The following is a 24,766-nucleotide window of genomic DNA, read 5'->3' on the forward strand; positions in this document are numbered from 1 at the left end:
TGCCCTGCAATCCCGGATCCCGGGCGTGCGGGAGGCGGCAAGGAGGGGCCCGGCGCCCCGTTCGAAGGATCCTAGGAGGATGCAGTGAAGCGGCAGAAGTACCACTACGGTGACCACCCCAGCCAGTGGGGCGAGCTCTTCCTGCCGGAGGCACCTGCCGCACGCAACGGCAAGCCGCCATCCCCGCGCGGCATCGTTGTGGTGATCCACGGCGGCTACTGGCGCTCGCAATACGGCGCGGAGCTGGGCGAGCCGCTGGCGAAGGACCTCGCAGCGCACGGCATCGTGGCCTGGAACCTGGAGTACCGGCGGGCGGGCAACGGCGGCGGCTGGCCGCGGACGTTCGAGGACGTCCTCGCCGGGATCGACAAACTCCGCGAGGTGGCCGGCGAACACGGCCTCGACCTGAACCGGGTGGTGGCGCTGGGGCACTCGGCCGGCGGGCACCTGGCCGTCTGGGCGGCAGGGCGGGACCGGCTTGCCGAACTCGGTGCGGCCGACGCCGACCGGCAGGTCGCCCGGAACCTCAACGGTGAGGCCGTCCACCTGACCGGAGTGGTCAGCCAGTCCGGGTTGCTGAACCTCGCGCAGGCCGAGTGGGCCGACCTCAGCAACGGCGCCGTCAGCAACCTCCTGGGCGGCTCCGCCGAACGGTACCCCAAGCGCCACAAGTACGCCGACCCGATGAGTGCCGTGCCGCTGAGCATCCCGGTCTACGCCGTCCACGGGCTCGACGATGACACCGTGCCGGTGAGCCAGTCCGAGGCCTACGCCACTGCGGCCCGCGCGGCCGGCGCCCCGGTCCAGGTGGTCAAGGTCCCCGGCGACCACTTCTCGCTGATCGACCCGAAGGCACCGTCCTACCGGAAGTGCCGCGACCTGGTGCAGGAGCTGCTGCAGCTCTAGCGCGGGAACTCCTCCGACGTCCGTTCGTTGCATTGATATGGGCTGAGCCGGCATATGCGCGCCGACAGTAAGTATGCTTGTCATCAACCACGAATGCCGCAGACGCCACAACGGAGGGACATTGCCTTGTCAGGAACAGCGCGCCAGTCCCGCCAGCTTCGGCCGCCCCATGCCCTGCCGATGAGTAAGGCCGGGCCGGCGGGAAGAGCGCGAAAGTGGACGCCGGTTGCTACCGGCGCCGGCTTGGAGGAATCTAGTAGGTGGGGATTGAGGTACTTTTGTATATTACGGTCCCGGGTTTCACTAGGAGATACACATGGGTGAACCCATCATGCGGTGGTCGGCGTGATCCGGCTTCGAAAGCTGGCGCGCGCCGCGTCCGTGCTGACAACTCCCCTGGCCCCGGAGGATATTCTCGCGCTCTTTGACCCGGTGTTTTCCGCCCGGCAGCTGCGCGGCGTGGTCACCAAAGTCGTTCCTGAAACGGCTGATTCGGCCACCATCCACTTCCGGCCCGGCCGCGGCTGGAAGGCCCACAAGGCCGGCCAGTGGGCCCGGATCGGCGTGGAGCTCGACGGTGTCCGGCACTGGCGCTCCTACTCGCTGAGCGCCCCGGCGGGCGAGGATCCGGCCATTACCGTGAGTGACATGGGTGCCGTGTCCGGCGTCCTGGTCCGCAACACCCGGCCCGGGGACGTCCTGTTCCTGGCGCCCCCGCAGGGCGACTTCGTCCTCCCCGAACATCCGCGGCCGCTCCTGATGCTCACCGCCGGCAGCGGCATCACCCCCGTGATGTCCATGGTCCGCACACTCGTGCCGCACCGCCCCGACGCCGATGTGGTGCTGATCCACTCCGCCCGGCGGCCGGAGGACAGCATTTTCCGCGAAGAACTTTCCGAGCTCGCCGACCAGTTTCCCAACTTCCGGGTCACGCACTGGTACACGGGGGAGCGCGGCCGGATGGACTTTGGCACGGCCGCCGGACTGGATGCGCTGTGCCCGGACTGGCGCCGCCGTGCTGCGTACGCCTGCGGCCCGGAGGGGTTCCTCGACGACGCCGAAGCACTGTGGGCCGCCGAAGCGGCCGCCCATCCCAAGGACCCCAAATCGACCCGTGCGGACGGGGCCACCGGCCCGTTCGCGGCCGACCCCGTCAACCTCATCATCGAACGCTTCAACACCAGCCTGCTCGGCGGTGTTGGGCACGACGGCGGCCTGGTCACCTTTGAGGCCTCCGACCGGGAGGTGGAGGCCGACGGCGACACCCCCCTTCTCGACGTCGGCGAAGACGCCGGCGTCCTCATGCCCAGCGGCTGCCGCATGGGCATCTGCCACAGCTGCCTGCTGCCCCTGCGTGCAGGGCAGGTCCGGGACCTGCGCACCGGTGAAGTCCACGGTGAACCGGGCCAACTAATCCAGACGTGCGTTTCGGCAGCTGCCGGGCCCGTTAACCTCGACATCTGAGGAGCAACACAAGCATGACTGCAATATCCGATCGCACAGACGCGACCACGAAGACCGCCACCGACAAGCCGGTCACGAAACCGCGGCCGGGGGCCCTGGCCGCCTCCGGCCGGCCGGCCGTGCGCCCGCCCGCCGCAGCGCACCTGTCCGACGAGCAGGTGGCAGAGCTCGGCCGGGAACTGGACGCCATCAAGGACGAGATCCTGGCCAAGCGCGGCGCCTCCGACGCTGCCTACATCCGCCGGGTGATCAAGATCCAGCGCGGGCTGGAGATCGCCGGCAGGGCGGCGCTGCTGATGGGCCGCAACAAGGCCGCCTGGGTCACCGGCACCAGCCTGCTCAGCCTCGCCAAGATCCTGGAAAACATGGAGATCGGCCACAACATCCTCCACGGCCAGTGGGACTGGATGCGCGATCCGGACATCCACTCCACCACGTGGGAATGGGACTTCGTCACCCCGGCGCGGTCGTGGCAGCACACCCATAACGACCTGCACCACCGCTGGACAAACGTGGTGGGCAAGGACAACGACGTCGGATACAACCTGCTGCGCATGGACGAGGACCAGCCCTGGACCCCGCGAGCCCTGGGCAACCCGCTGTACAACGCCATCCTCGCCCCCATTTTCGAATGGGGCATCGCGGTCTACGACCTGGAAATCGTCGACTACAAGGAGGGCAAGAAGAGCAAGGAGGCCATGGTCCGGGACCTCAAGGCCCTCGGCGTCAAGGCTCTCAAGCAGTTCACCAAGGACTACGCTGCCACCCCGGCCGTGGCCATGCTGACCGGCTCGGGAAAGCAGGCCCTCTACGGCACGCTCACCGCCAACGCCGTGCGAAACGTCTGGGCCCACGCTGTGATCTTCTGTGGCCACTTCCCCGAGGGGACGGACACGTTCACGGAGGAAATGGTGGAGGGCGAGACCCGCGGCGACTGGTACGTCCGGCAGATGATCGGCTCAGCCAACATTTCCGGCTCCAAGTTCATGCACATCATGACCGGAAACCTGTCCCACCAGATCGAGCACCACCTGTTCCCGGACCTGCCGTCCAACAGGTACGGGGAGGTGGCGCCGAAGGTGCAGGAAATCTGCCGGCGCTACGGCCTGCCGTACACCACCGGGCCGCTGCTGAAGCAGGTGGGATCCTCGTGGGCGAAGGTCTTCAAGCTCGCGCTGCCGGGGAAGAAGGCCTAGCAAACTGCAGGAACCCGAGCGCCGGGCGGCGTTCTCTGGCAGAGTATGACCATGCTCACTGTTATCGGCGAGGGCCTCGTTGACGTGGTCCAGCGCAGCTCCGGAATCGAAGCCCATGTGGGCGGCAGCCCGCTCAACGTCGCCGTCGGGCTGGCCCGCCTGGGGCACCCCGTGCAGTTCGTCGGCCGGTACGGCCGGGACGCGTACGGGGAGTCGGTGGCCGCCCACCTGAGGGCGAGTTCCGTCATGCTCCCGCAGGGCCCGGACGGGCTGCCCACCAGTGTGGCCACCGCGCTGGTGGACGACGACGGCTCCGCCACCTACACGTTCGACCTCGCCTGGGAGCTCCCCGGACTGCGGGAACGGCTGCCCTTCATGCTGCAGGCCAACACGCTGCTGCACACAGGCTCCATTGCCACCATGCTGGCGCCCGGCGCCGCGGAGGTGCTGGCCGCCGTCGAATATGCCCACCCGGCGTCGACCATCAGTTTTGACCCCAACTGCCGCCCCAGCATCATCACGGACGCCGATTACGCCCGCCGGCAGGCGGAAAAGTTCGTGACCCTCTCCGACATCGTCAAGGCCTCCGACGAGGACCTCGCCTGGCTGTATCCCGGAGTGGACCCGCTGGAGTCCGCGCGCCGCTGGCTGACGCTTGGCGGGGCGGAAGGGCCGGCCATGGTGGTGGTGACGCGCGGCGCGGCCGGGCCCTGGGGGATCACCGCCGCGGGCGAGGCCGAGTTTGCCGCGCCCCGCGTGGAGGTGGCGGACACCGTGGGCGCAGGGGATTCCTTCATGGCCGCGCTGCTGTCCGGCGTGGTGGACCGGGGCCTGAACGGCGCCCAGAACCGGGCGGACCTGCGGGCGCTCCCGGCCGAGGGGCTCACGGCGCTCCTGGCCCACGCCACCCGCGCCGCGGCCGTGACAGTCTCCCGTGCCGGTGCGAATCCGCCCACCCGGGCGGAGCTGAACCGGGTCGAAGCAGACGCCGAAGAAGTCGAAGTTCCCACCACCTGAGGAGCAGCCATGACAGCGCCGGGTCCGTTTTCACACCTGCCGGATGTTCCCGTGTTCGGGCTCACCAGCAGGTCTTTCGAGGATGGCGGGATCCTGCCGCCGCCGCAGCGCAGCGGCAGGATGCATGCCGGCGGCGCGGACGAGTCCCCGCAGCTGAGCTGGAGCGGGGCGCCGGACGGGACCAGGAGCTACACCGTGACCGTGTTCGATCCGGACGCGCCGGGCTCCGGCGGGTTCTGGCATTGGGCGGTCCTCAACATCCCCGCAGACACCACCTCCCTGGCGGAGGGCGCCGGGGCCGAGGGCGGCCCGCAGCTCCCGCCCGGCGCGACGCAGCTGAAGAACGACGCCGGCTTCCGCGGTTACGTGGGGGCAGCCCCGCCGCCGGGGCACGGCCAGCACCGTTACGTCGTCAGCGTCTACGCACTGGACGTCGAGGAGCTGCCGGGCGGCGCAGGGGCGAAGCCTGCGGGGCTGGGTTCCGAACTTGCCCGTCACCTGCTGGGCACGGCCACCCTCACGGGTGTTTACCAGCGTTAGGGCGCCTGCGGCAGGCTGCGCCGAATAGAACTATTGACAGGACAAACTCGTCCTCCTATCCTCAATTTATGGAGCGCTCCAAGTGCGCTCGGTCACATCTCTCTTATCCGGCCGGAAAGATGCAGCGGTGTGTTCCCCTAATCATCTGGACGCGATCGAAGGAGATCACCAGTGAAGAAGTTTTTTTGGCGCCGCGCAGCGGTAGCTGCGGTTGCAATCCCGATGCTGGCTTTGACGGCATGTTCGAGCCAGGGCGGAAGAGCGCCGGAAGCCAACAGCGGAGGTGGCGGGGGCCAGGCCGTCTCCACTCCGCGCATGAAGATTGCGCTGATTACTCACGCTCCGGCCGGGGACACCTTCTGGGACACCGTCCGGAAGGGCGCCGAGGAGGCTGCGGCCAAGGACAACGTGGAGCTCCTCTACACGAACGACCCCGAAGCCGGCCGGCAGGCGCAGCTGATCCAGCAGGCCGTTGACCAGAAGGTGGACGGAATAGCCGTCACGCTGGCCACGCCCGGCGCGCTGAAGGATTCCCTCAAGAAAGCCTCCGACGCCGGCATCCCCATCGTGAGCCTGAATGCCGGTGAGGACGTCTCCAAGCAGCTCGGGGCGTTTACGCACTTCGGTTCCAACGAGCAACTCGCCGGCCAGGCGGTGGGCGAGAAACTGGCGGCCGAGAACTTCAAGCACCCCATCTGCGTGATCCAGGCGCAGGGACACGTAGGGCTGGAAGCCCGCTGCGCCGGCGTGAAGTCCAAAGTTCCGGGAACCGAGATCCTGTACGTGAACGGCGCCGACATGACGTCCGTCGAATCTACGGCAACCGCCAAGCTGCAGGCAGCCAAGGACGCAGACGTCATCGTTGGACTGGGTGCCCCGATCACGCTGACCCTCCTGAAGTCCGTGGCAACCGCGGGCAGCTCGGCAAAGGTCGCATCCTTTGACCTGAACAAGGACCTCGCCCAGAAGATCGCCGACGGCACAGTGCTGTTTACTGTCGACCAGCAGCCCTGGCTCCAGGGCTACGGGTCCGTGGACGCCCTGTGGCAGGTCAAGCGGGGCGGCTTCAAGCTCGGCGGCGGGCAGCCCGTGCTCACCGGGCCCACCATCGTCGACAAGTCCAACGCGGCAGACGTCGTGAAGTTCGCCGACCAGGGCATCCGCTAGCCGCCGCTGGTTGAGCTGGTCGAAACCGCCGCTGGTTGAGCTTGTCGAAACCTCAGCCAGCGGCGTCGGCCAATCAGCGGTCCGCGACGAGGTGCCATCGGGGAGAGGCGAGGTCCGCCACCGGCACTGGAACTGAGCCGGGGCCGCTGCGCGGGCCCTCGAAGCGCGTGCCGGGGGCGAACCGGGCGCTGTTGGACGCCACGACCTTGCCGGTTTCCGTGATCAGGGCGACGTGTTCGTCCCGGCGGCCGAGGTTGAGCAGGAATGTGCGCTCGATCGACTCCATCGAGAGGTCCGCCCCGGCCACGGCCACGGCGCGCGTGTCCTGCAGCACCGGCCGCGACGCCGTGACGATCTTCATGTCGGCACCGCCGAAGTCAATGTACGGGCCAATGAGTTCGGGCTGGCCGGACGCGAGGGGCCGCTCGTACCAGGTCATTTCCGTGTAGTCGTAGTAATTGATCGACGCGGGATTCAGATTGTGCGGGATGAACACCAGCTTCCCGCCCACCAGGCTCCACCACTGGTGCCACGCGCCGGCGTCGGCGAACAAGCCCGGGGTGACGGACACCCCGGCGCTGTCCACCAGGCCGGCCTGCCCCGTGACGATGTCCTCGACGACCGGCCGGAGGGATTCCAGCTTGGTCCGGGACGTACCTGGCGCCGCAAGAATATCCGTGGTGGCGCCGGCCAGGACCGCCAGGTCGGCGAAAACCCTCTCAAGGCTCTGGCCAAGGGCGCGGGCCGTTGACTGCAGGACCTCGTCGATGGGCTTCACCGCTGATCCGCCAGGTCCGAGGTGAGGATGGCCAGGCGCTGGTTGATGATGAGGGCGCCTTCCCGTTCGAAGTGGGCGATGGCGGTGTTCTCAGCTGCGGCCGGGTCCCCCTGCTCGATGGCGTCCAGGAGTGCCCCGTGTTCCTCGACGGCGGTCGGCTGTCCGTCCAGCCACGCCTGGCCCCACGTCAGCGGGGACAGCTCGGCGTGGATCTGGATCAAAAGGGCGGTAAGGCGGCGGGACTGTGCCGCTACCCCCAACCCAATGTGCAGGCGGGCATCCGCCTGGCGAAGCATGTGCGGCTCCGTGCTTGCAGCAAAGCGCTGGGCGAGCTTCCGGAGGCGCCGTACGTCCTGCTCGTCGGAGCGTTTGGACGCCAGGCGGGCTGCCGAGCCCGCCGTCGCGGCGGCGAGATCGATGAGGTCGCGCAGGTCGTCGCTCTTGTGCCGGCGCAGCTGCTGGGCGATCTCCGCCTCCCGCACCGGGAGCACCCCCGCCACGTAGCTTCCGCCGCCGCGCCCGCGGCGGGTGCCTAGAAGTCCCTTGCTTCGCAGCACCGCCAGCGACTGGCGGAGGGTGAGAGGCGAGACGCCGAGGTGCTCGGCCATCACCGATTCCGGCGGAAGCCGCTCGCCCGGGTTGAGCAGCCCCATGCCGATGGCGCTCTCGAGCTGCAGGGTCACCTGCTCGGCGCGGCCGGTGACGTCCTGGCCATGGGTCCGGACCTGGGCAGCCATTTCCAGGGCGCGGAGGGACACGGAACCGCCATCGTCCCTTACTTCCGTCGCCATGGTCCGGCCCGCTCCTCGTCGCGCGATCTCAAGAGTTAATAATAAGTTTTAGACTATCGACTTCTGGACGCCGGCTCGACCGTCCGTGCCTGGGGAGAAGCAAAGGCGTGCCGCCCAGATGGAAACCCACACTGGACGGCACGCCTGTGCTGCGACTGGTTTGTGCCGATTAGTTGGTGCTGGCTAGTTTGCCTGCAGTGCCGGCTCCTCCGTGGAGTCTGCGGCTTCCGGCTCGCCGCCGGCCTGGGCCAGCGTCATGCCCTTGGTTTCCTCGGCCATGAACAGGCAGACGAAGAATCCGACGGCGGTCAGGACTGCCGCGACAAGCATGGTGGGACCGATGCCCCAGTAGGCGAGGCCGAACGGCAGCGCGAACGTTCCGAGGGCCGCGCCGATGCGGCTCACGGCGGTGGTGATGCCCACGGCGCTGGCACGGACGTGGGTCGGGAAAATCTCGCTGGGGTACGCCCACTCAAGGATGCTGGGCCCGCCGGAGAACAGTGCGTAGGCCACGAAGCAGCCCACAATGATGGCTACGGGAGCCGACGGGAAGAGACCCAGGACGAAGAGGGGGACGGCCATCAGGGCGAAGCACCAGATGATGAGCGGCCGGCGGCCCCAGGACTCGATCAGTTTAAGTGCCGGGATGCAGCCGGCCAGGAAGACCATATCGATAATCACGGAACCGAGGTTGGAGAGGTTGCCCTCGCCCATGCCGAACGCCGACAGGATCGTGGGGCCAAAGGTGAAGATGGCGAACAGGGGACCAACCTGCAGGGCGTAGAAGGAGCTGCAGAAGATGATGCGCTTGAGGTAGGGCCTGCGCAGCAGCACTCGGAGATCCGCCTTCTTCTTGCCCACTGCAGCGTCATCAGCCGTTTCAAAGACCACGTGGTCGACGTTCAGCTGGTCTGAGAGGGCGGCACGAAGTGCCAGCTTGGCGTCGGCCTTGCGTCCGTTGTGCAGCAGCCAGCGCGGGGACTCCGGTGTCCCCAGTCGCATGAGCATGACGACGGTGCCCAGTACGGCGGCGGTGAGCAGGATCCAGCGCCAGGAGCCGGCACCGAATGCTTCGAAGATGACGAAGCCGACAAGGGATGCCAGGGCTGCACCGATGAACCAGCCAACCTGAAGGACGCCAAGCATCTGCCCGCGGCGCTTTCGGGGGAGCCACTCTGCCAGGAGGGAGTTGGCAATCGGATAGTCCGCGCCGATGGCCAGGCCCGCGATGAAGCGCAGGATGATCAGCTGCAGGGAATCCTGGACGAAGAACTGCAGCACTGACACGATCACCAGCGCCCACAGGTCAATGGTGTACATCAGCTGCCGGCCGATCCGGTCGGTCAGCGGCCCCAGCAGGACAGCGCCAAAAAAGATACCGACGAGGGCAGAGGCCCCGATCAGGCTGGTCTCGAGCTCCGTCGTGTGGAAATCGGCCGAAATGCCCACCAGGGCAATCGCGATGATGCTCAGGATGTAGCCGTCGAGGATCGGCCCTCCCATGCAGGCAGCGACGAGCTTCTTGTGAAAGCGCGTGAACCGCGCTTCATCGATGGCGACGTGTATGTTCATGAATCCTTCTCACCTGGGTAGGGGGAATGACAAGTGCTGGATCAATCGTCGACAGGTCAGCAACACTTGATATATCAGGACAGTAGTGTGGGTCCCATCACAGGTCAATAGAGAATTCGTAAGTTACGTGGCGCTGATGTAGGTGGTGAATCCGCTGACGTGGGCAGCCATGAGCGCGGCTGCCTTGGCCTCGTCCTTGCCCATGATTGCCCGAATGACTCCATCCAGCTGCACGATGTGCTCCAGGATCAGCGGCCGCCGCTCCAGCATCAGCCCCTGGATCCTGGTCCACAGATTGGCGTAGCGGATAAGGATTTCTTCCATGTGCCGGTTGCCAGCAGCCCGGTAAATTAGCTGGTGCACGGCCAGATCCAGACGCATCAGGTCGCTCTGATCCACGGTGGCAGCTTCCAGCGTCCGGATCACCTCTGAGTACTTCTCAAAAGTCTGGAGGGCGTCCGGGCGCGCCTTTCTTGCGGCCAGTCCCGCCGCCACTGGTTCCAGCGCCTGCCGCACCTCGGAAATCTCCTCAAGATCGGCAAGATCGACCGGTGCGGCGAAGGCACCCTTCCGGGCGTGGGAGACGATCAGGTGGTCATTCTCAAGGCGCTTCAGGGCGGCCCGGATGGGGGTGCGCCCCATCTGCATTTCCTTCGACAACTGGGTTTCATTGATCGACGCGTTCGGCCGGATGCCCAACATGATGACCCTGTCTGCAATCACCCGGTAGGCCACGTCCTCCAGTGACTCGTCGGTGCCGCCGGTCTTTCCGGCCATCGGGATGTCCAGCATTGAGCCCACCTTTCTCCCCGCCCACGGAGCGTCCGGCGCGTTGTACCTGCATCACAAAGTCACACCAACGATACCTGCGGGCAGTGTGACTCCGGCAACACAGGAAGCCTGCCGGCTGATTGCCGGCAGGCTTCCTGTGTGTGCCCGTATCGCGGGTCTTGCGGCTAGGGGCTGACCAGCGAGGCGGCCAGGACTGCGTCTGCTTCCTTGAGAACCTTCGAAGCCACTTCCAGGCCCTCGATGCGGCCCAGTTCGACGTCTTCGTGTTCGATGTTGACGAGCATGTCGGGGTCCACGTCGTGGAGGGCGCGGAGGAACTCGGTCCAGTACGCGGTGTCGTGGCCCTTGCCGAGGGCGACGAAGTCCCAGGCGGCGGGCTTGGGCCATTCGTTGGCCCACTCGTCGCCGCCGAGGTTGGTCCGGTTCTCTTCCGGGGGCAGGCGGCGGAAGCGGTTGTCCAGGACGCCGTAGACCGCAGCGGTGTCCTTGTTGACTCGCACATCCTTGGCCGCTGCATGGAACACCAGCGGGCCGAGTTCGCGGACGACTGCGACCGGGTCCATCTGCTGCCAGAACAGGTGGGAGGCGTCGAGTTCCACGCCGACGTGGGTGGCGCCGGTCAGTTCGACGAGCTTGTACACGTCGGCGGGGTTGAAGACGAGGTTCTGCGGGTGCAGTTCCAGGGCGACCTTGACGTCGAGGTCGGCGGCGAGCCTGTCGGTTTCCTTCCAGAACTTGGCGGCGACGCCCCACTGGTAGTCCAGGACGTCCAGTGCGGCAGAGTTCCAGGCGTTGACGATCCAGTTCGGCACTGTGGCACCGGGTTCCCCGCCGGGCAGGCCGGACATGGTGACCACACGGTTTTGTCCGAGCCGGTGGGCCAGTCGGACGGAGCGGCGGACGTCCTCGGCGTGCTTGTCGCCGATCGCGGGGTTGGGGTGCAGCGGGTTGCCGTTGCAGTTCAGTCCCGCGATGGAGACCCCGGTGCCTTCGAAGATCGCCAGGTAGTCATCGCGGGCGGCGTCACTCTCGAGGATCTCGTCGAAGGTGGGGACGTGCACCGCCGGGAGGAACCCGCCGGAGTTGATTTCGATGCCGGTCAGGCCCAGGTCGGCGACGACCTTCAGCGCTTCGGGCAGCGGGCGGTCATGCAGGATCGCGTTGTAGACGCCGAGCTTCATAGCGTGATCTTCTTTCCGTCGTTCAGGGCTGATTCGGTGACCGCGGCGAGCAGTTCCATGTTGCGGACCCCTTCGTCGAAGGTGGCGCAGCGCGGCAGGGATTCCGCTTCGCTGAGGCCGGCGACCTCTTCGAGGAACGCGCGGGACTGGTAGGCGAAAGCGTCGTTCTGGCCGAAGCCGACCTCGGGGGCGTCCATGGCCAGGCCGCCGGCGATGTAGGGGTGGCCCGGGCCGAGGATGACCTGGCGGTAGCCGTTTTCGTGGCCGGAGCCGTCGTTGAGGAACAGTTGGATCTCCGCCGGGCGGCGCTGGTCGAATTTGGCCGAGCCGTTCTCGCAGAAGACCTCGAAGTTGAGGCTGTTCGCGTGCCCGGCGGCAACGCGGGACACCTCGAAGCTGCCCGAGCCGTTTTCGAACTCGGCGGAGAAGGCTGCGTAGTCGTCGTTCTCCACGGCCTCGAAGGTGTCGCTGACGGCGGCGTGGTCGTGCCCCATGACGGCGCCCAGCGGCAGGGGCCGCTTGTCAATGGCCGTGCTGAGGCGGCCGCCGCTGATGGATTTGATGTCGCCGCAGAGGAATTCGGAGACATAGGCCAGGTGGCTTCCGACGTCGGCCAGCGCACCTGAGCCGGGGCCGCCCTTGTAGCGCCAGCTCATGGGGGCCTCCGGGCTGAAGCCGTAGTCAGTCCAGTAGCGGCCGCTGAAGTGCAGCACCTTGCCCAGCGTTCCGTTCCGGATGAGGTCGCGGATGTAGGCGATGCCCGGGGTGCGGCGGAAGGTGAACCCGATGCGGGCGATCGAGGAACCGTTGCGGGCTGCGTCGGCCATGGCCCGCGCGTCTTCCAGGGTGTCGCTCAGCGGCTTCTCGCACAGCACGTGCTTGCCGGCGGCGAGGAGGCCCTCCACCACTTCCCGGTGGAGTGAGTTGGCGATGACAACACTGACGACGTCGATGTCATCGGCTTCAGCGATGGCCTGCCAAGAGGTGTCGTTGCGCTCGTAACCGAAGCGGCGGGCGGCGAGGGAGCCGAACTCCGGGTTCACATCTCCGATGGAGACCAGCCGGATGGGTGGCAGGACGGGGTTGTAGAGGGCGGACGCGGTGCGGAAGGCGGCAGCGTGAGCCTTGCCGGCCATGCCCGCCCCGATGACGGCTACGCCGAGATCTTTGGGCATTGGTTTTCTCCTTTGAAACGGGCTTTGCGGGACTCAGCCGCTGTGACGTGTGACGCAAATGGAGCGCTCCATAAACACGATAGGGCTGTGACTTTGTCCTGTCAATATCCCAATGGTCCACCGATGGGTGACAATTGCAGAGTGACCCAGGAGACCGGCAAGCGCCCCAACATTTACGACGTTGCCTCCGCGGCCGGGGTATCGAAATCCCTGGTCTCGTTGGTCCTGCGCGGTGCGCCCGGCGTGTCAGCTGCGCGACGCGCCGCCGTCGAGGAAGCCATCGTACGGCTGAACTACCGCCCCAGCCGGGCGGCGGCGACCCTTGCCGGAAACCGGTCCCGGACCATCGGCGTCGTACTGGATGACTACCGGAACCTCTGGTTCGTCGGCCTGCTGGGCGGGCTGCACGATGAACTCGCCCCTCTCGGCTTCCGGGTTGCCGTCGCCGACCCGTCCTTCAATGCCCACCTGGACCGGACGCCGGTGGACGGCCTCATGTCTTTGCGGGTGGACGGCATTGTGATCGCCACTGAGCCCACGGAGGAGATGTTCGCCGCAGTTGACGTTCCCGCGGTGGTGGCGGGTAACCGTGACCTCGTTGTCCCGGGGGCGGACATTGTGGCCAATGATGACGAGGCGGGCGGCCGCCTGGCCACCGAGCACCTGATTGGCCTGGGGCACAGGGAGATCGGGCATGTGACCGGCGGGGGCGGCGCCGCCCGTCTTCGGGCGCAGGGGTTCGAGGCCGCGATGCGCGAACACGGGCTTTCTCCGGACGTCGCGCAGGGCCACGGCCTGACGATGGAGCCGGACGGCTACGCGGGCGCCCTGAAGCTGCTGGACCGCAACCCGGCGCTTACCGCGATTTTTGCCGCCAATGACGTGATGGCGATGGGGGTGGCCGCGGCGGCGCGGGACCGGGGGCGGCGGGTTCCGGAGGATCTGTCCCTGATCGGCTACGACAATTCACCGCTCGCCTCGGCGAACCTGCTGCGCCTGACCACCATCGACGGCCGCAACGGCGAGGTGGGTGCAGGAGCTGCAAAGGCCCTGCTGGAGCGCATGAAGGAACCGGACCTGCCCGTCCAGACGAAGCTCGTGGACCCGGAGCTGGTGGTCCGGGGCTCGACGGCGCCCCCTGCCTGAAATGCCCAGGCGAGGGACCGCCGTCGTTCGTGTGGTTAGAGCGCGCCCTGCGCGCTGGTGCCCGCCGGGATGGCGGCCAGCCGGGTAACCTCCACCGGTTCCGCCAGGAGCCCCTCGAGCGAGGCGTTCAGGCGCTTGACGGCGTCGCCGGCACCGTGGGCATCGAGGAGTTCGGCGTTTTCCCACTTTTCGATCATGACGACCTGGCCGTTCGGGGCTTCGTGGATGGCGTACAGAATGCAGCCCGGCTCCTCGTGCACCTCCGCGATGGCGGGGGAGAGCGCGGAGACGACGTCATCGAAGGCACCTTCCTTGGGCGTGAACACGGCGGTGACAACTACGGTCATGGGTTTTCCTTTTCCTTATCTGGTTGCGGACTTGCTGGTGGCGGAGCGGGCAGGGGCCGCGCAGCTGCTACGCGGCACGAAGTCGGCCTTGACCTCGATGGTCCTGGCGCCCGCAGGGAGCCGGCCCTGCATCCGTCCGAGGACGAGCTCGAGGGAATGCACGGCCAGCATGCCGATCGGCTGCCGGATCACGCTGAGCGGCGGACTGGTCAGTTCCGTCCATGGATTGTCGTCAAAGACGATCACCGAGAGGTCGTCGGGGATCCGGACGCCCATCTGGACGAGGCGCCGGACTGAGCTTTGCACCTGCGCGGTGTTGGCGACGATCAGTCCCGTGGGGGGCTCCGGGAGTGCCAGAAGCGATCCGACGGCGTCGCCCCCGCCGTCTCCGCGGAACGGAACGTCCCGGACCAGTATGGGATCGATGTCTATTGAAGCGCTTTCGAGGGCGGCCCGGTAGCCGCCGATCCGCGAACGCCCGGTGGAAGTGCTGGCGGGTCCGGTGACCAGGCCGATCCGCTCGTGGCCGAGCGCGATGAGGTGGTCGGTAGCGCGCCGGGCCGAATCGGAGTTTTCGATGCTGACGACATCGACGTCGCCAAGCTCCGCAATGGCGCGGTCAACAAAAACCACGTTGACTCCGAGGTCCCGCAGGCGGTCCCATTTCTCGATGTTTCCGCCTGTTGGTGTGGCAATGACGCCGCCCACAGAACGGTCCAGGAGCGTATCGAGGGATTCCGCCTCAAGGTGCGGGTCCTCCTGGGTGGTCATGACGACCACCTGCACGCCGTGGCTGCGGGCCTCCCAGACCACGCGGTCCGCCAGCTGGGCGAAGAACGGGTTGGCAAGGTCTGTGACCACAAGGCCGACGGTAAGTGCGTGGCCGGCACTGAGTTCGCGAGCCGCAGCGCGGGGACGGTATCCGAGGTCGCTGATGACGCTGAGCACCTGTTCGCGCTTGGCCGGCGCCACGGGGCCGGAGTCCGGATTCAGTACCCGCGACACCACGGACACCGAGACCCCCGCCGCTGCCGCCACATCGCGGATAGTGGGCGCCTTCTTCAATGCTCCTCCTTGCGGCCGGTGGGGTTCACCGACATCTGTTGACACAGCTTAACACTGACTGGTACAAAAGTGGAACCGGTTCCACTCCGGTAACCCAGATCACAACATCTGCTAACCCAGATCACAAACAATGCGACGAAGAGGTTGCTCCACCACCAAGGTGGACGGCCATCTCTCTTCGGTCAGACATCAAACAGAGAGATCCCCATGAACCTTCACAAGCTTCTTAGCGACCGCGAGAACCAGGGCCGCCCGATCCGCGTCGGTCTCATCGGCGCCGGCCGCTACGGCACCATGTACCTCGCCCAGGCAAACAACATCCCGGGCATCCATGTTGTAGCCATCGCTGACATCAATGTGAAGCGGGCGGAAGGCGCGTTCGAACTGGTCGGCTGGCCCCAGCACCAGATCGCCCCGGACATCGCCACCGCGCTGGAGAACCGCTCCACCACCATCGTGGCAAACGCTGACGAGCTGTTCGATGTCGACATCGACGTCATCGTTGAGGCCACCGGCAATCCGATCGTCGGTGTGAAGCACGCGCTGCGGGCGATCGAAACCAAGAAGCACATCATCATGGTCACGGTCGAGGCGGACGCACTGGCCGGGCCGGCGCTGGCCAAGCGCGCGGAGGAGGCCGGCGTCGTCTATTCCATGGCGTACGGTGACCAGCCCGCCCTCATTATGGAACTGGTGGATTGGGCCCGGACCAGCGGCTTCGACGTGGTCTGCGCGGGCAAGGGCGCCAAGTACCTTGAGCACTACCACGAGATGAACCCGGACAACGTGTGGGAAAACTGGGAGTTCTCCAAGGAGCTCACCGACTCCGGCCAGTTGAACCCCTACATGCACACCTCCTTCCGGGACGGCACCAAGGCATCCATCGAGATGGCCGCCGTCGCCAACGGCGCAGGCCTCACGCCGTCGGACTCCGGACTGACGTTCACCCCGGGTGACGTGGAAGAGATCGCCACCATCTGCCGCCCGGCCGACGTCGGGGGTGCCCTGGCGCACGAGGGAAGTGTGGACGTCATGTCCAGCGTCAACCGTGACGGCAGCTGGATCAGCCACAACACCCAGGAGGGCGTCTTCGTTGTGGTCAAGGCAACGAACGGCTACGTGTCCGGCTGCTTCAACGAATACCCCTGGCACCCGGACCCCACCGGCCAGTACGCGGCCCTGTACCGCCCGTACCACTACGTGGGCCTCGAACTGAACATGTCCATCGCCAACGCAGCCCTCCGCGGCATCGCCACCGGCTCGCCCGTCGGCTTCTTCGGCGACGTCGTTGCCACCGCCAAGAAGGACCTGAAGGCCGGCGAATTCCTCGACGGCGAGGGCGGCTTCACCGTCTGGGGCAAGCTCGTCTCGGCCAAGCACTCCGTGGAAATCGGCGCCCTGCCGGTAGCCCTGGCGCACCACGTCGAGCTGCGCACCGACATCGCCAAGGGTGCCACCGTCCGCTGGGAAGACGTCATCATGGACGAGTCGCTGTCCCAGGCCCTCGAGCTGCGCCGCGAAACCGAGGCGCTCGTCACCGAAGCCGCGCTGACCTCTTAATTCACACGAATCCCGTTTCCCGGGCGCGCTGCGAACCCCAAGCTTCCCGTGCCCGGGAACAAGACTCCTTCCAATGAAGAAAGGCATCACATGAAATCGAAGACCCGCGCCCTCACCGGAGTGCTGGCATGCACCGTCGCCGCCTCCGTCCTCGCCGGCTGCGCACCAGGGGCGCCCGGCGGCGGCTCGCCCGTTGCCAAGATCCAGCTGTCCATCCCGGACCCGCTGACCTCCTCGGTGGGCGTCTCCGCCCAGCACTTCGCCGACCAGGTGAAGAAGACGTCCAACGGGTCCGTGGTTGTCACGGTGGTACCGAACGGAACGAGCTTCAGCGGGGACCAGAACGCCGCTGTCACGAGGCTGCAGGGCGGCTCGCTGGACGCACTGATCCTGTCGACGTCGGTATATGCGTCTGTGGTGCCCGAAATGAACGCCATCAGCATCCCCTACCTCTTCGACGACACCAAGGAAGAGGCCGCGTTCCTGGCCGGCAAACCCGGGGACGTCCTGAAGGAAAAGCTCAAGGAGAAGAACACCGTCGCGCTGTCCTTCCTCACCCGGACCGGACGCCAGATTACCAACTCCGAACGTCCCATCGAGCAGCCGTCGGACCTGAAGGGCCTGAAGATCCGGGTCCCCGGCAACCCGCTGTGGACGGACTTCTTCGGCAAGCTGGGCGCGAGCCCCACCACCATGGCCTTCTCCGAGGTCTTCACCGGCCTGCAGACCGGAACGATTGACGGCCAGGAAAACCCGATTGAGGTGCCGTGGACCAACAAGTTCTCGGAAGTCCAGAAGTACGTCTCACTGACGCACCACATCAACGATGCCTGGGTCCTGGCCCTGTCCTCCAAGAAGTGGGACTCGCTGAACGAGGACCAGAAGAAGATCCTGACGGATGCCTCGGCTGAGACCGCCACGTTCAAGACCGAATACGACGCCGAGCAGTCGGAGAAGCAGCTGGCCGAACTCACCGCCAAGGGCATGAAGGCCAACGAGCCCACCGCCGCCGGACTCGAACAGTTCAAAGCCGTCTCCAAGAGCCTGTACCCGGACTTCTCGAAGCTGATCGGCAAGGAATTCTTCGACCAGGCGATCGCCGCAGCCCAGTAATCCCCTTTCGAGGGCCGGAGCGCAGTCCGTCGCCCCGGCCCTCGGCCCACATCCCGAACTCACCATCCCGCTCTCAACGATGACAGTCTGGAAAAACATGGAACATACACTCGCCCCGAAGGAACTCGAAGAGGTCCTTCCGTCCGATGCGGAAGAGATCCTCCACCACGGGCACGTCGCACCGCGCTGGAGCGGAGCCGTCTGGCTGGACAAGGCCCTGGAATGGACCGTCGGCGCGGCCATCCTTGCCGAGCTCGTGGTTATCCTGCTGAACATCATGGTCCGGGTTGTCACCGGGGATTCCGTGCTGTGGACGCAGGAAGTCTCCGAGATTGCACTGCTCACCATCGCCTTCATCGGTGGTGCCATCGCCTACCCCAAGGGCGCCCACATGTCAGTGCAGGCACTGGTGATGCGCCTGCCGGTGAGCTGGAAGCCGTACCTGGCGGCCCTCGTGGACTGCCTTGTCTTCGTCATGAGCGCCGGCTCGCTCGCGCTGTTCATTCCCACCCTGGTCCAGCAGCTTGAGGAAAAGACGCCGATCCTCCAGCTGCCGGTTTTCTGGGTCTCGCTGCCGTTCGCGCTGGGCATGGTGCTCATCGCCTGGTTCGCGGTCCTGAAGCTTTGGCGGCAGCCGCGCCGCGCGGTCCTGGTGGCTACCGGCATCACGGCGGTTCTGGCCGCGGCCGTCCTCTTCGCCCAGCCGCTCTTCTACTACGCCTCGCCGAACGTCGTGCTCGGCGTGGTCCTCGTTGGCCTGTTCGCCCTGCTGTTCCTCGGCCTGCCCATCGCGTTCGTGCTCGCACTGGCCTCGGGCATCTACCTCTACCTGGGCGGCATCTCGGAGGTCAGCGCCATCCCGATCGGCATGGCATCTGGTGCGAAGGGCTTCGTGCTGCTGGCCATCCCGTTCTTCATCCTCGCTGGAACCGTCATGAACTCCGCCGGCCTGACGCTGCCGCTCGCCAAGCTCGTGGACGCACTCATCGGGCACCTGCGGGGCGGCCTGCTCCAGGTGGTCGTTGTGACCATGTACATCTTCTCCGGCATCTCCGGCTCGAAGGTTGCGGACGTCGCGGCCGTGGGCACCACGATGCGCGGCATGCTCGAGGAACGCAAGTACCCGCGCGGCGAGGTGGTCGCGGTGCTGTCTGCCTCCGCCATCATGGGTGAAACCATCCCGCCGAGCATCGTCCTGCTCATCCTCGGCTCCATCACCACCATCTCCACCACCACGCTGTTCCTTGCTGGCTTCGTTCCCGCCGCGTTCCTGGCCCTCGTGGTCATGGGGCTCGTCTTCTTCCGAGCCCGCAAGCAGGGCGGCGTCTCCAGCCCGAAGGCCACCTGGCGCGCCCGCGGCTCCGCCACCTTCTTCGCCATCCCCACACTGCTGCTCCCGGTGGGCATGGTGGTGGGCATCCTGAGCGGCTTCGCCACTCCCACCGAGGTGTCCTCGGTCGCCGTCGCCTACGCCTTCGTGCTGGCCGCCGCCTACCGGCGCGGCAGCAGGCGGCTGCTGGGCGATACCCTGCGGGAAACAACCACGACAGCGGGCATGGTCCTGTTCATCATCGCGGCAGCCTCACCGCTCGCCCAGACCCTCGCGCTCGCCGGTGTGTCCCAGCAGATCCACGACCTCATGTCGGGCCTGGGCGACTCGCCCGTGCTCTTCATGCTCTTCACCATCGTGCTGCTGATCATCATGGGGCAGCTGCTGGAGGGCCTGCCGGCCGTGCTGATCTTCGCGCCCCTGCTCCTGCCGATCGCCACTGATTTCGGCGTCAACCCGGTGCAGTACGCCATGGTCCTGATCATCGCCATGGGCATCGGTTCGTTCGCGCCGCCGGCCGGCGTCGGCTTCTATGTGGCCTGTGCGACGGGACACGAAACCGTGGAAAAGAGCCTCAAGCATTTCTGGCCGTACCTCATCGCAGTGTTCATCGGGCTGCTGGTGCTTGCAGCCGTTCCATGGTTCAGCACCTTCCTGCCGGCCATGGCCGGCCTGATTCCCTTCTAGCAGCGTGAGCACAGTGACAGACAATGCAGTGACAGGCATGCAGGATCAGAAGTCCGGGGTTCCAGCGTCGGTGGCCCTGCTGGGCACCGGCCCGATGGGTGCGCCCATCGCCAGGAACATCCTGGCCGCCGGGGTCCCCCTCACACTCTGGAACCGCACCGCGGAAAAGGCCAGGGCCATCGGCGGGGGACGGGTGGCCGCGACGCCGGCGGAGGCTGCGGCCGGCGTGGTCCTCACCGTCCTGCCGGACCTGCCGCAGGTCGCCGCCCTGCTGCCCGGCGAGGACGGACTCCTGGCCGGGTGGAAGGCGGCCGGCATCGGGGAACCGGTCCTGGTCATTCACGGAACAGTGTCTCCGGTGGCCGTGGCCCGGTTTGCCGAGGACAGCCGGAACCGGTACGGGGTGACGGTAGTGGACGCGCCCCTAAGCGGCGGGACCATCGGGGCGGAGGAAGGCCGGCTGAGCACCATGGCCGGAGGACCGCGCGACACCGTGCGGAGCCTCGTGCCGCTCTTTGAGCTCTACAGTTCTACCGTCGTCTGGTTCGGGGAAGCGGGGGCCGGGTCCACGGTCAAGGCGTGCAACCAGATCGTCGTCTCTGCCACCGTCACGGCCCTGGCTGAGGCCATGGCCGTGGCCACGGCCACAGGGCTCGACCCCGGAAAGGTGCAGTCGATCCTTGCCGGGGGACTGGCGAATTCGGAGGTGCTCAGGCAGAAGGGCCAGCGCTGGATCGACGGTGAGTTCGAAGGTGGCGGTTCTGCGAAAAACCAGCTGAAGGACCTGAACTTCATCGCCGAGATCGCCAAGGACACCGGGTTGAAGCTGCCTCTCTCTGCCAGCGTCCGCGCTGCCTTCGAGGTGATGGTGGAGGCCGGCGACGGCGACCTCGACCACACCGGGATCTACCGGACGGTCCTGGGGCAAACCAGCTAGGTGCGGGGGCGGCCCGGTGCCACGTCAGGAGCCGGTGAGCCGCCGGGCGTGCTCGGCCTCGGCGGGGTCGAGCTCGCCGGGGCCGGCGCCAAGGAATTTCCAGTGGCTGGTGCGGCCATCCGGGCCGGTCAGGGTTTCCTGGCGGAGGGCGCTGTCGATGCGGCTGCGGACCAGGGCCTCGTTCGCCGGTTCCGTGGCGAAGATGATCCGCAGCGCGACCGTGTTCCCGTCCCCGTCCCTGTCCGGCCGGGCGTGGTGCGGCGCCAGCGGGCACGGCGGCGGGTGGTCCCAGCTTCCGCACAGCTCAAGGGTGACCGCGGCACCCAAGGCGCGCAGGTCGCCGTCGGCCTCCATCATTACAGTGGCCTCGTGTATGAACGCCGCACGCATCGTGTCATTCACCCTCGGTGCCCCGGAGATGCTGGATAAGCGCGTCGAGGATTGGCAGTTGGCCCTTGACCAGTTTGATGCGGGCCTCGGATTCGCCGATCCACTCGGCCCGGTCGATCTCGGGGAAGTGCTGGACCGTCCCTGAGCCCTTGGGCCACTCCAGCGGAAACGTGTTGCTCAGGATTTTCTCGGGCTTGAAGGCGGACTCGGCCGTGAACGCCGTGATGAGCTTTCCCGAGGGCTGCCGGAACGTGCCGAGCAGCACGTAGTCCGCGGACGGCGCCGGGACGCCCATTTCCTCGGCGAACTCACGCTGCGCCGCCGCGAGCGGATCCTCATCCTCAAGGTACTCGCCCTTGGGAATCGACCAGGCCCGCTCATCCTTGCGCTCCCAGAAGGGGCCGCCCATGTGGGCGATCCACACTTCCACTTCCGCCGCGCTGTTCTGCCGATGCAGCAGAAGGCCTGCACTCCTGACAGCCATGTTGCCCTCCTGCCCCAAGGCTACCCCGGGGATGCCGGGACGGACCGGCGCCGGCAGCGTCCGGCCAGCAGAATGGCCGCCACGTTGGTGGCAACGATGACGGCCATGCCCAGCCACTCGTGCAGGACGAGGAACTGGCCCAGCACGATGGTCCCCGAGAGGGCGGCCAGCAGCGGGTTGATGCTCATGTATACGCCGAAGAAGCCGGGCTGGATGTGCCGCAGCGCGATGAGGTCCGCGGCGTAGGGGATGACCGAGCACAGCACGCCGGCGACGACCGAGTAGCCCAGCGCCGGACCGGACAGGGAGCCCTGGGCCACCAGATAGGTGGCCACCGGCAGGTAGAAGACAAGGGAAACAGCTGTGGCGGCCGCCGGGGCCTGGAGGCCCGGCAGCCGCTGCCCGGCAACCCTGTTCAGGACAATGTAGGCGGCCCAGCATGCGGCCGCGGCCATGGCGATGCCGATGCCGGCGAAGTCGCTGCTGGGACCGGGCAGCACCAGGACATAGACGCCGCAGCCGGCGCAGGCCGCACACAGCATGTCCAGCCAGGTCCTCGAGCGCATCAGGGCAATGGCCAGCGGGCCGAGGAACTCCAGCGTCACGGCCAGGCCCAGGCCGATCCGCTGGATGGCGACGTACAGGCAAATGTTCATCAGGGCGATGGCAGCGCCCAGGAGGATCGTCGGCCACCACTGGCGCCAGGTGAACCGGTGCAGGGGAGGCCGGGCCACAGGCAGGAGTACGGCGGCAGCGACGAGTTGCCGCACGGCCACCACGCCGGCGGGGCCGACTGCCGAAAATGCGTGTGCGCCGATGCCGGCGCCGATTTGGTTGCTGATTCCACTGCCGGTCATGGTCAGGACGCCGCCCAGGATCCGGCCCTGGGCTGGTGCTGACTGACTGCGGACGCGGCCGGTGCCGGGCTCTGCGAAAGTCTCCATAGACAGCAAGTGTGGGCGCAGACCGGCGAACCTATAAATGTTCCGGCTGCCGGTTCTATACGATTGCCGTATGAATCTGGAACTGCGCCATCTGCGGGCCCTCGTGGCCGTTGCCGAGGCGCAGACGTTCACCGACGCGGCCATCGCCCTGGGCACGTCCCAGGCCAGCGTCTCGCGATCGGTCGCGGCGCTGGAGCGGGCCCTCGGCGTGCGGGTTTTCCAGCGGACGACGCGCAGGGTCACGCCTACAGCGACCGGCCATCGCATCATCGAGCACGCCCGGCGGGTCCTGGACGAAGCCCGCCTCCTGGAAGAGGCAGCGCGCGGTGGCGCCGGGGAACTCAGGGTGGGATACGCCTGGTCCGCGGTGGGCAGCCGGACACTTGCCGTGCAGCGGCGCTGGGAGGAATCGAACCCCGCTGTCCCGCTGGTCTGGGTGCAATCCGGGTCGCCGGCCGCCGGACTGGCCAACGGTACTGTTGATGTCGCCGTCGTCCGCAAACAGCTCAACGACCCCCGCTTCGCCGAGGTGCTGATTGGAACGGAAAGGCGCTACGCCGCGGTGGCCGCCACGGATCCGCTGGCCCGGCGGCGCTTCCTGCGCCTGGCTGACTTTGCCGGGCGGACGATCGCCGTCGACAGCCGGACCGGAACAACCACGGCAGACCTGTGGAGCCCGGAGGCGCAGCCGGCATCCCTCCGCCCCGTCCAGGGAGTGGACGACTGGCTGACACTGATCTCCACCGGGCAGGCGATGGGGATGTCCTCGGAGGCAACTACGGCGCAGTACCCGAGGCCCGGCGTGGCCTACAAGGTTGTCCGGGACGCCCCGCCCATTTCCGTGTTCCTCGCGTACTGGAAAGACGATCCGTCGGTGCTCATCTCCGACTTTGCCCGCCTCGCGCGGCATGCCTATGACGACGGCGGCGCCGGCTGACTGAGGCGCCTTGTCCCGCCCCCTGAGCAGGAGGACACTGGAAAAAGGATGCGGAAGGAGTCTGTCGTGGGCAAGAAAACAGCGTGGCTTATTGGAGCAGCCGTCGCCGCGGCGGCTCTGGGAGGCGCCTCGGTTGCAGCGGCTTCCGTGAACCCCTTCGACGATGACTCGAGCACAAATGGCGGCACGGAACAGCAGCTGAACCAGACCGACCGAGACAAAGCAATCGACGCCGCAATGGCCAAAGTCGGGTCCGGGCAGGTGACCGAAGTCGAGCGGAGCGACAGCGCGGGTTCTTCGTATGAGGTGGAGATCCGGACGAGCGACGGGTCCGAGGTGGAAGTGAATATCGGCGCCAACTTCCAGGTCCTGAGCCAGAGTCCGGACGACTGACGGGCGCGCGCTGCCGATCGGTCTAGCCACCGCCGGTCGAGCTGGTCACCGCTGCGTCGGTCAGCTGTTACCGGGGTGGACGAGACTGTCGGAGTCCTGTTCGTTTGCCGGTGCGTCTGCGAGTCCCGCCGGTGACAGGTCGAATTCGTGGATGCTTTGGCGCTCGGGAATGGCGGGGGAGAGGCTGCAGGGGGTAGTCATCATAGGTTCTTTTCTCGGGAATCTGAATGGCAGGACGAAGCGTTCGGTGGTGGCCAGAACACGGGAGCCGCCGCATTTGGCGCAGCTGAAGGCGGCGGCAAGCGTTTCCCTCTGGGGGTCCATGACGGCAATGGAGTCGACGACGAGGTGGTGGTCGGTGTCGCATCCTGCGCACCAGGGCCGGTTGCCCCGGGGCTGGTGGGCATCCCCGGGCAGGTATGTGCTGACGGACGTGTCCACGTCGACTAAACCAGGCCCGGGCAGCTGGCCAGGATGTAGTCCGTGGCGGCTGGGCCCGTCATTCGCAGGCCGTTCCGCCCGGGGTGGATGTGTTTTTTCTTCATGGCCGCCCAGAAGGTGCTTTCGGGCCGCGGTGCCTCTTGGCGGAGGAAACACCAGCTGGTGTAAAGGCCGTAGAGGCGGTCCCGGTCCAGCGGTGAGTCCGAGTGGTCATCGGCGGTGGTGGCTTCTTGGAGGAACTGGTCATATTGCGAATGTGCCATGGATGGCTCTTTTCCGCTGGGTGCCTGGGTGCCGCCGTCGGGCTGCAGCGGGTTACGCCTCGGGGCCCTGCACGGGAGCGGCGAAGCGGGGGGCCGGCGGCCGGCGCTCTCGAGGAGCCCGCCCGGGCGGGGGGAGGCCGCTTTACACGG

General features: G+C 66.9%; 26 protein-coding genes. 13 read left to right on the forward strand and 13 right to left on the reverse strand.

Going from position 1 to position 24,766, the window contains the following annotated elements:
- The first annotated feature begins 84 nt into the window (after positions 1-84).
- The 6 genes from ARGLB_RS12300 (at position 85) to ARGLB_RS12325 (ending at position 6,290) form a co-directional block, all read left to right on the forward strand.
- Complete coding sequence (locus ARGLB_RS12300; protein ID WP_003802890.1) at positions 85-906, forward strand: alpha/beta hydrolase; 822 nt, start codon at positions 85-87, stop codon at positions 904-906.
- A 345-nt stretch (positions 907-1,251) separates the two neighbouring features.
- Complete coding sequence (locus ARGLB_RS12305) at positions 1,252-2,370, forward strand: ferredoxin reductase (RefSeq protein ID WP_003802892.1); 1,119 nt, start codon at positions 1,252-1,254, stop codon at positions 2,368-2,370.
- 14 nt (positions 2,371-2,384) lie between these two features.
- The gene (locus tag ARGLB_RS12310; RefSeq protein ID WP_003802894.1) at positions 2,385-3,566 is read left to right on the forward strand and encodes a fatty acid desaturase family protein; all 1,182 of its coding nucleotides are present in this window, start codon (positions 2,385-2,387) and stop codon (positions 3,564-3,566) included.
- 51 nt (positions 3,567-3,617) lie between these two features.
- On the forward strand, positions 3,618-4,583 hold the full coding sequence (locus ARGLB_RS12315; RefSeq protein ID WP_003802897.1) for a carbohydrate kinase family protein: 966 nt from the start codon (positions 3,618-3,620) through the stop codon (positions 4,581-4,583).
- Between the two features lie 9 nt (positions 4,584-4,592).
- On the forward strand, positions 4,593-5,123 hold the full coding sequence (locus ARGLB_RS12320) for a YbhB/YbcL family Raf kinase inhibitor-like protein (protein ID WP_003802899.1): 531 nt from the start codon (positions 4,593-4,595) through the stop codon (positions 5,121-5,123).
- A gap of 171 nt (positions 5,124-5,294) precedes the next feature.
- A complete protein-coding gene (locus tag ARGLB_RS12325) occupies positions 5,295-6,290 on the forward strand; it encodes a substrate-binding domain-containing protein (protein ID WP_003802902.1) in 996 nt (331 codons plus the stop codon).
- A gap of 73 nt (positions 6,291-6,363) precedes the next feature.
- On the opposite strand, the gene ARGLB_RS12330 is transcribed toward ARGLB_RS12325, so the two are convergent.
- The 6 genes from ARGLB_RS12330 to ARGLB_RS12355 form a co-directional block, all read right to left on the reverse strand.
- The gene (locus ARGLB_RS12330) at positions 6,364-7,068 is read right to left on the reverse strand and encodes a cache domain-containing protein (RefSeq protein ID WP_003802904.1); all 705 of its coding nucleotides are present in this window, start codon (positions 7,066-7,068) and stop codon (positions 6,364-6,366) included.
- A complete protein-coding gene (locus ARGLB_RS12335) occupies positions 7,065-7,859 on the reverse strand; it encodes a FadR/GntR family transcriptional regulator (RefSeq protein ID WP_003802906.1) in 795 nt (264 codons plus the stop codon). Before ARGLB_RS12335 ends, ARGLB_RS12330 begins: the two co-directional genes overlap by 4 nt.
- Before the next feature lie 183 nt (positions 7,860-8,042).
- The gene (locus tag ARGLB_RS12340; protein ID WP_003802909.1) at positions 8,043-9,431 is read right to left on the reverse strand and encodes an MFS transporter; all 1,389 of its coding nucleotides are present in this window, start codon (positions 9,429-9,431) and stop codon (positions 8,043-8,045) included.
- Positions 9,432-9,554: 123 nt separating this feature from the next.
- Complete coding sequence (locus ARGLB_RS12345; RefSeq protein WP_003802912.1) at positions 9,555-10,223, reverse strand: GntR family transcriptional regulator; 669 nt, start codon at positions 10,221-10,223, stop codon at positions 9,555-9,557.
- Between the two features lie 164 nt (positions 10,224-10,387).
- Positions 10,388-11,404 (reverse strand): sugar phosphate isomerase/epimerase family protein, encoded by a 1,017-nt coding sequence (locus tag ARGLB_RS12350; RefSeq protein WP_003802914.1) that lies wholly within the window; start codon positions 11,402-11,404, stop codon positions 10,388-10,390.
- Complete coding sequence (locus ARGLB_RS12355; RefSeq protein ID WP_003802917.1) at positions 11,401-12,579, reverse strand: Gfo/Idh/MocA family protein; 1,179 nt, start codon at positions 12,577-12,579, stop codon at positions 11,401-11,403. Before ARGLB_RS12355 ends, ARGLB_RS12350 begins: the two co-directional genes overlap by 4 nt.
- Before the next feature lie 141 nt (positions 12,580-12,720).
- Between ARGLB_RS12355 and ARGLB_RS12360 the strand changes: the two genes are divergently transcribed.
- Entirely contained in the window at positions 12,721-13,725 is a 1,005-nt protein-coding gene (locus tag ARGLB_RS12360; RefSeq protein WP_003802919.1) for a LacI family DNA-binding transcriptional regulator, read from the forward strand.
- A 35-nt stretch (positions 13,726-13,760) separates the two neighbouring features.
- Here ARGLB_RS12360 and ARGLB_RS12365 read toward each other — a convergent pair whose 3' ends face one another.
- Together ARGLB_RS12365 and ARGLB_RS12370 are read right to left on the reverse strand one after the other, a co-directional pair.
- Positions 13,761-14,072: a putative quinol monooxygenase gene (locus ARGLB_RS12365; RefSeq protein ID WP_003802921.1), complete on the reverse strand. Its 312-nt coding sequence runs from the start codon at positions 14,070-14,072 to the stop codon at positions 13,761-13,763.
- A 15-nt stretch (positions 14,073-14,087) separates the two neighbouring features.
- Positions 14,088-15,137 carry a LacI family DNA-binding transcriptional regulator gene (locus ARGLB_RS12370; RefSeq protein ID WP_003802923.1) on the reverse strand — a complete coding sequence of 350 codons (1,050 nt, stop codon included), beginning with the start codon at positions 15,135-15,137 and terminating at the stop codon, positions 14,088-14,090.
- Positions 15,138-15,344: 207 nt separating this feature from the next.
- On the opposite strand from ARGLB_RS12370, the gene ARGLB_RS12375 reads away from it, so the two are divergent.
- From ARGLB_RS12375 to ARGLB_RS12390, 4 genes are all read left to right on the forward strand, one after another.
- The gene (locus tag ARGLB_RS12375) at positions 15,345-16,697 is read left to right on the forward strand and encodes an NAD(P)H-dependent oxidoreductase (RefSeq protein ID WP_003802926.1); all 1,353 of its coding nucleotides are present in this window, start codon (positions 15,345-15,347) and stop codon (positions 16,695-16,697) included.
- A gap of 90 nt (positions 16,698-16,787) precedes the next feature.
- The gene (locus ARGLB_RS12380; protein WP_003802928.1) at positions 16,788-17,810 is read left to right on the forward strand and encodes a DctP family TRAP transporter solute-binding subunit; all 1,023 of its coding nucleotides are present in this window, start codon (positions 16,788-16,790) and stop codon (positions 17,808-17,810) included.
- A 97-nt stretch (positions 17,811-17,907) separates the two neighbouring features.
- A complete protein-coding gene (locus ARGLB_RS12385; protein ID WP_003802930.1) occupies positions 17,908-19,827 on the forward strand; it encodes a TRAP transporter large permease in 1,920 nt (639 codons plus the stop codon).
- A gap of 13 nt (positions 19,828-19,840) precedes the next feature.
- Complete coding sequence (locus ARGLB_RS12390; protein WP_003802932.1) at positions 19,841-20,764, forward strand: NAD(P)-dependent oxidoreductase; 924 nt, start codon at positions 19,841-19,843, stop codon at positions 20,762-20,764.
- Positions 20,765-20,788: 24 nt separating this feature from the next.
- On the opposite strand, the gene ARGLB_RS12395 is transcribed toward ARGLB_RS12390, so the two are convergent.
- From ARGLB_RS12395 to ARGLB_RS12405, 3 genes are read right to left on the reverse strand one after another with little or no spacing between them, the layout of a single operon-like run.
- Complete coding sequence (locus ARGLB_RS12395) at positions 20,789-21,121, reverse strand: hypothetical protein (protein WP_003802935.1); 333 nt, start codon at positions 21,119-21,121, stop codon at positions 20,789-20,791.
- Between the two features lie 37 nt (positions 21,122-21,158).
- Positions 21,159-21,638, reverse strand: coding sequence for an NUDIX hydrolase (locus tag ARGLB_RS12400; protein WP_003802937.1), 480 nt, complete (start codon positions 21,636-21,638; stop codon positions 21,159-21,161).
- A 20-nt stretch (positions 21,639-21,658) separates the two neighbouring features.
- Positions 21,659-22,582: an EamA family transporter gene (locus ARGLB_RS12405; RefSeq protein WP_003802939.1), complete on the reverse strand. Its 924-nt coding sequence runs from the start codon at positions 22,580-22,582 to the stop codon at positions 21,659-21,661.
- Between the two features lie 70 nt (positions 22,583-22,652).
- On the opposite strand from ARGLB_RS12405, the gene ARGLB_RS12410 reads away from it, so the two are divergent.
- On the forward strand, positions 22,653-23,519 hold the full coding sequence (locus ARGLB_RS12410; RefSeq protein ID WP_003802941.1) for a LysR family transcriptional regulator: 867 nt from the start codon (positions 22,653-22,655) through the stop codon (positions 23,517-23,519).
- Positions 23,520-23,585: 66 nt separating this feature from the next.
- Entirely contained in the window at positions 23,586-23,912 is a 327-nt protein-coding gene (locus ARGLB_RS12415) for a PepSY domain-containing protein (RefSeq protein ID WP_175304988.1), read from the forward strand.
- 60 nt (positions 23,913-23,972) lie between these two features.
- Here the strand turns inward: ARGLB_RS12415 and ARGLB_RS12420 are convergent, their stop codons facing one another.
- Positions 23,973-24,353: a hypothetical protein gene (locus ARGLB_RS12420; RefSeq protein WP_003802947.1), complete on the reverse strand. Its 381-nt coding sequence runs from the start codon at positions 24,351-24,353 to the stop codon at positions 23,973-23,975.
- A 5-nt stretch (positions 24,354-24,358) separates the two neighbouring features.
- Complete coding sequence (locus ARGLB_RS12425; protein WP_043418996.1) at positions 24,359-24,616, reverse strand: hypothetical protein; 258 nt, start codon at positions 24,614-24,616, stop codon at positions 24,359-24,361.
- Positions 24,617-24,766: the final 150 nt, after the last annotated feature.

The sequence above is a fragment of the Arthrobacter globiformis NBRC 12137 genome, from assembly GCF_000238915.1.
GTDB lineage: Bacteria > Actinomycetota > Actinomycetes > Actinomycetales > Micrococcaceae > Arthrobacter > Arthrobacter globiformis.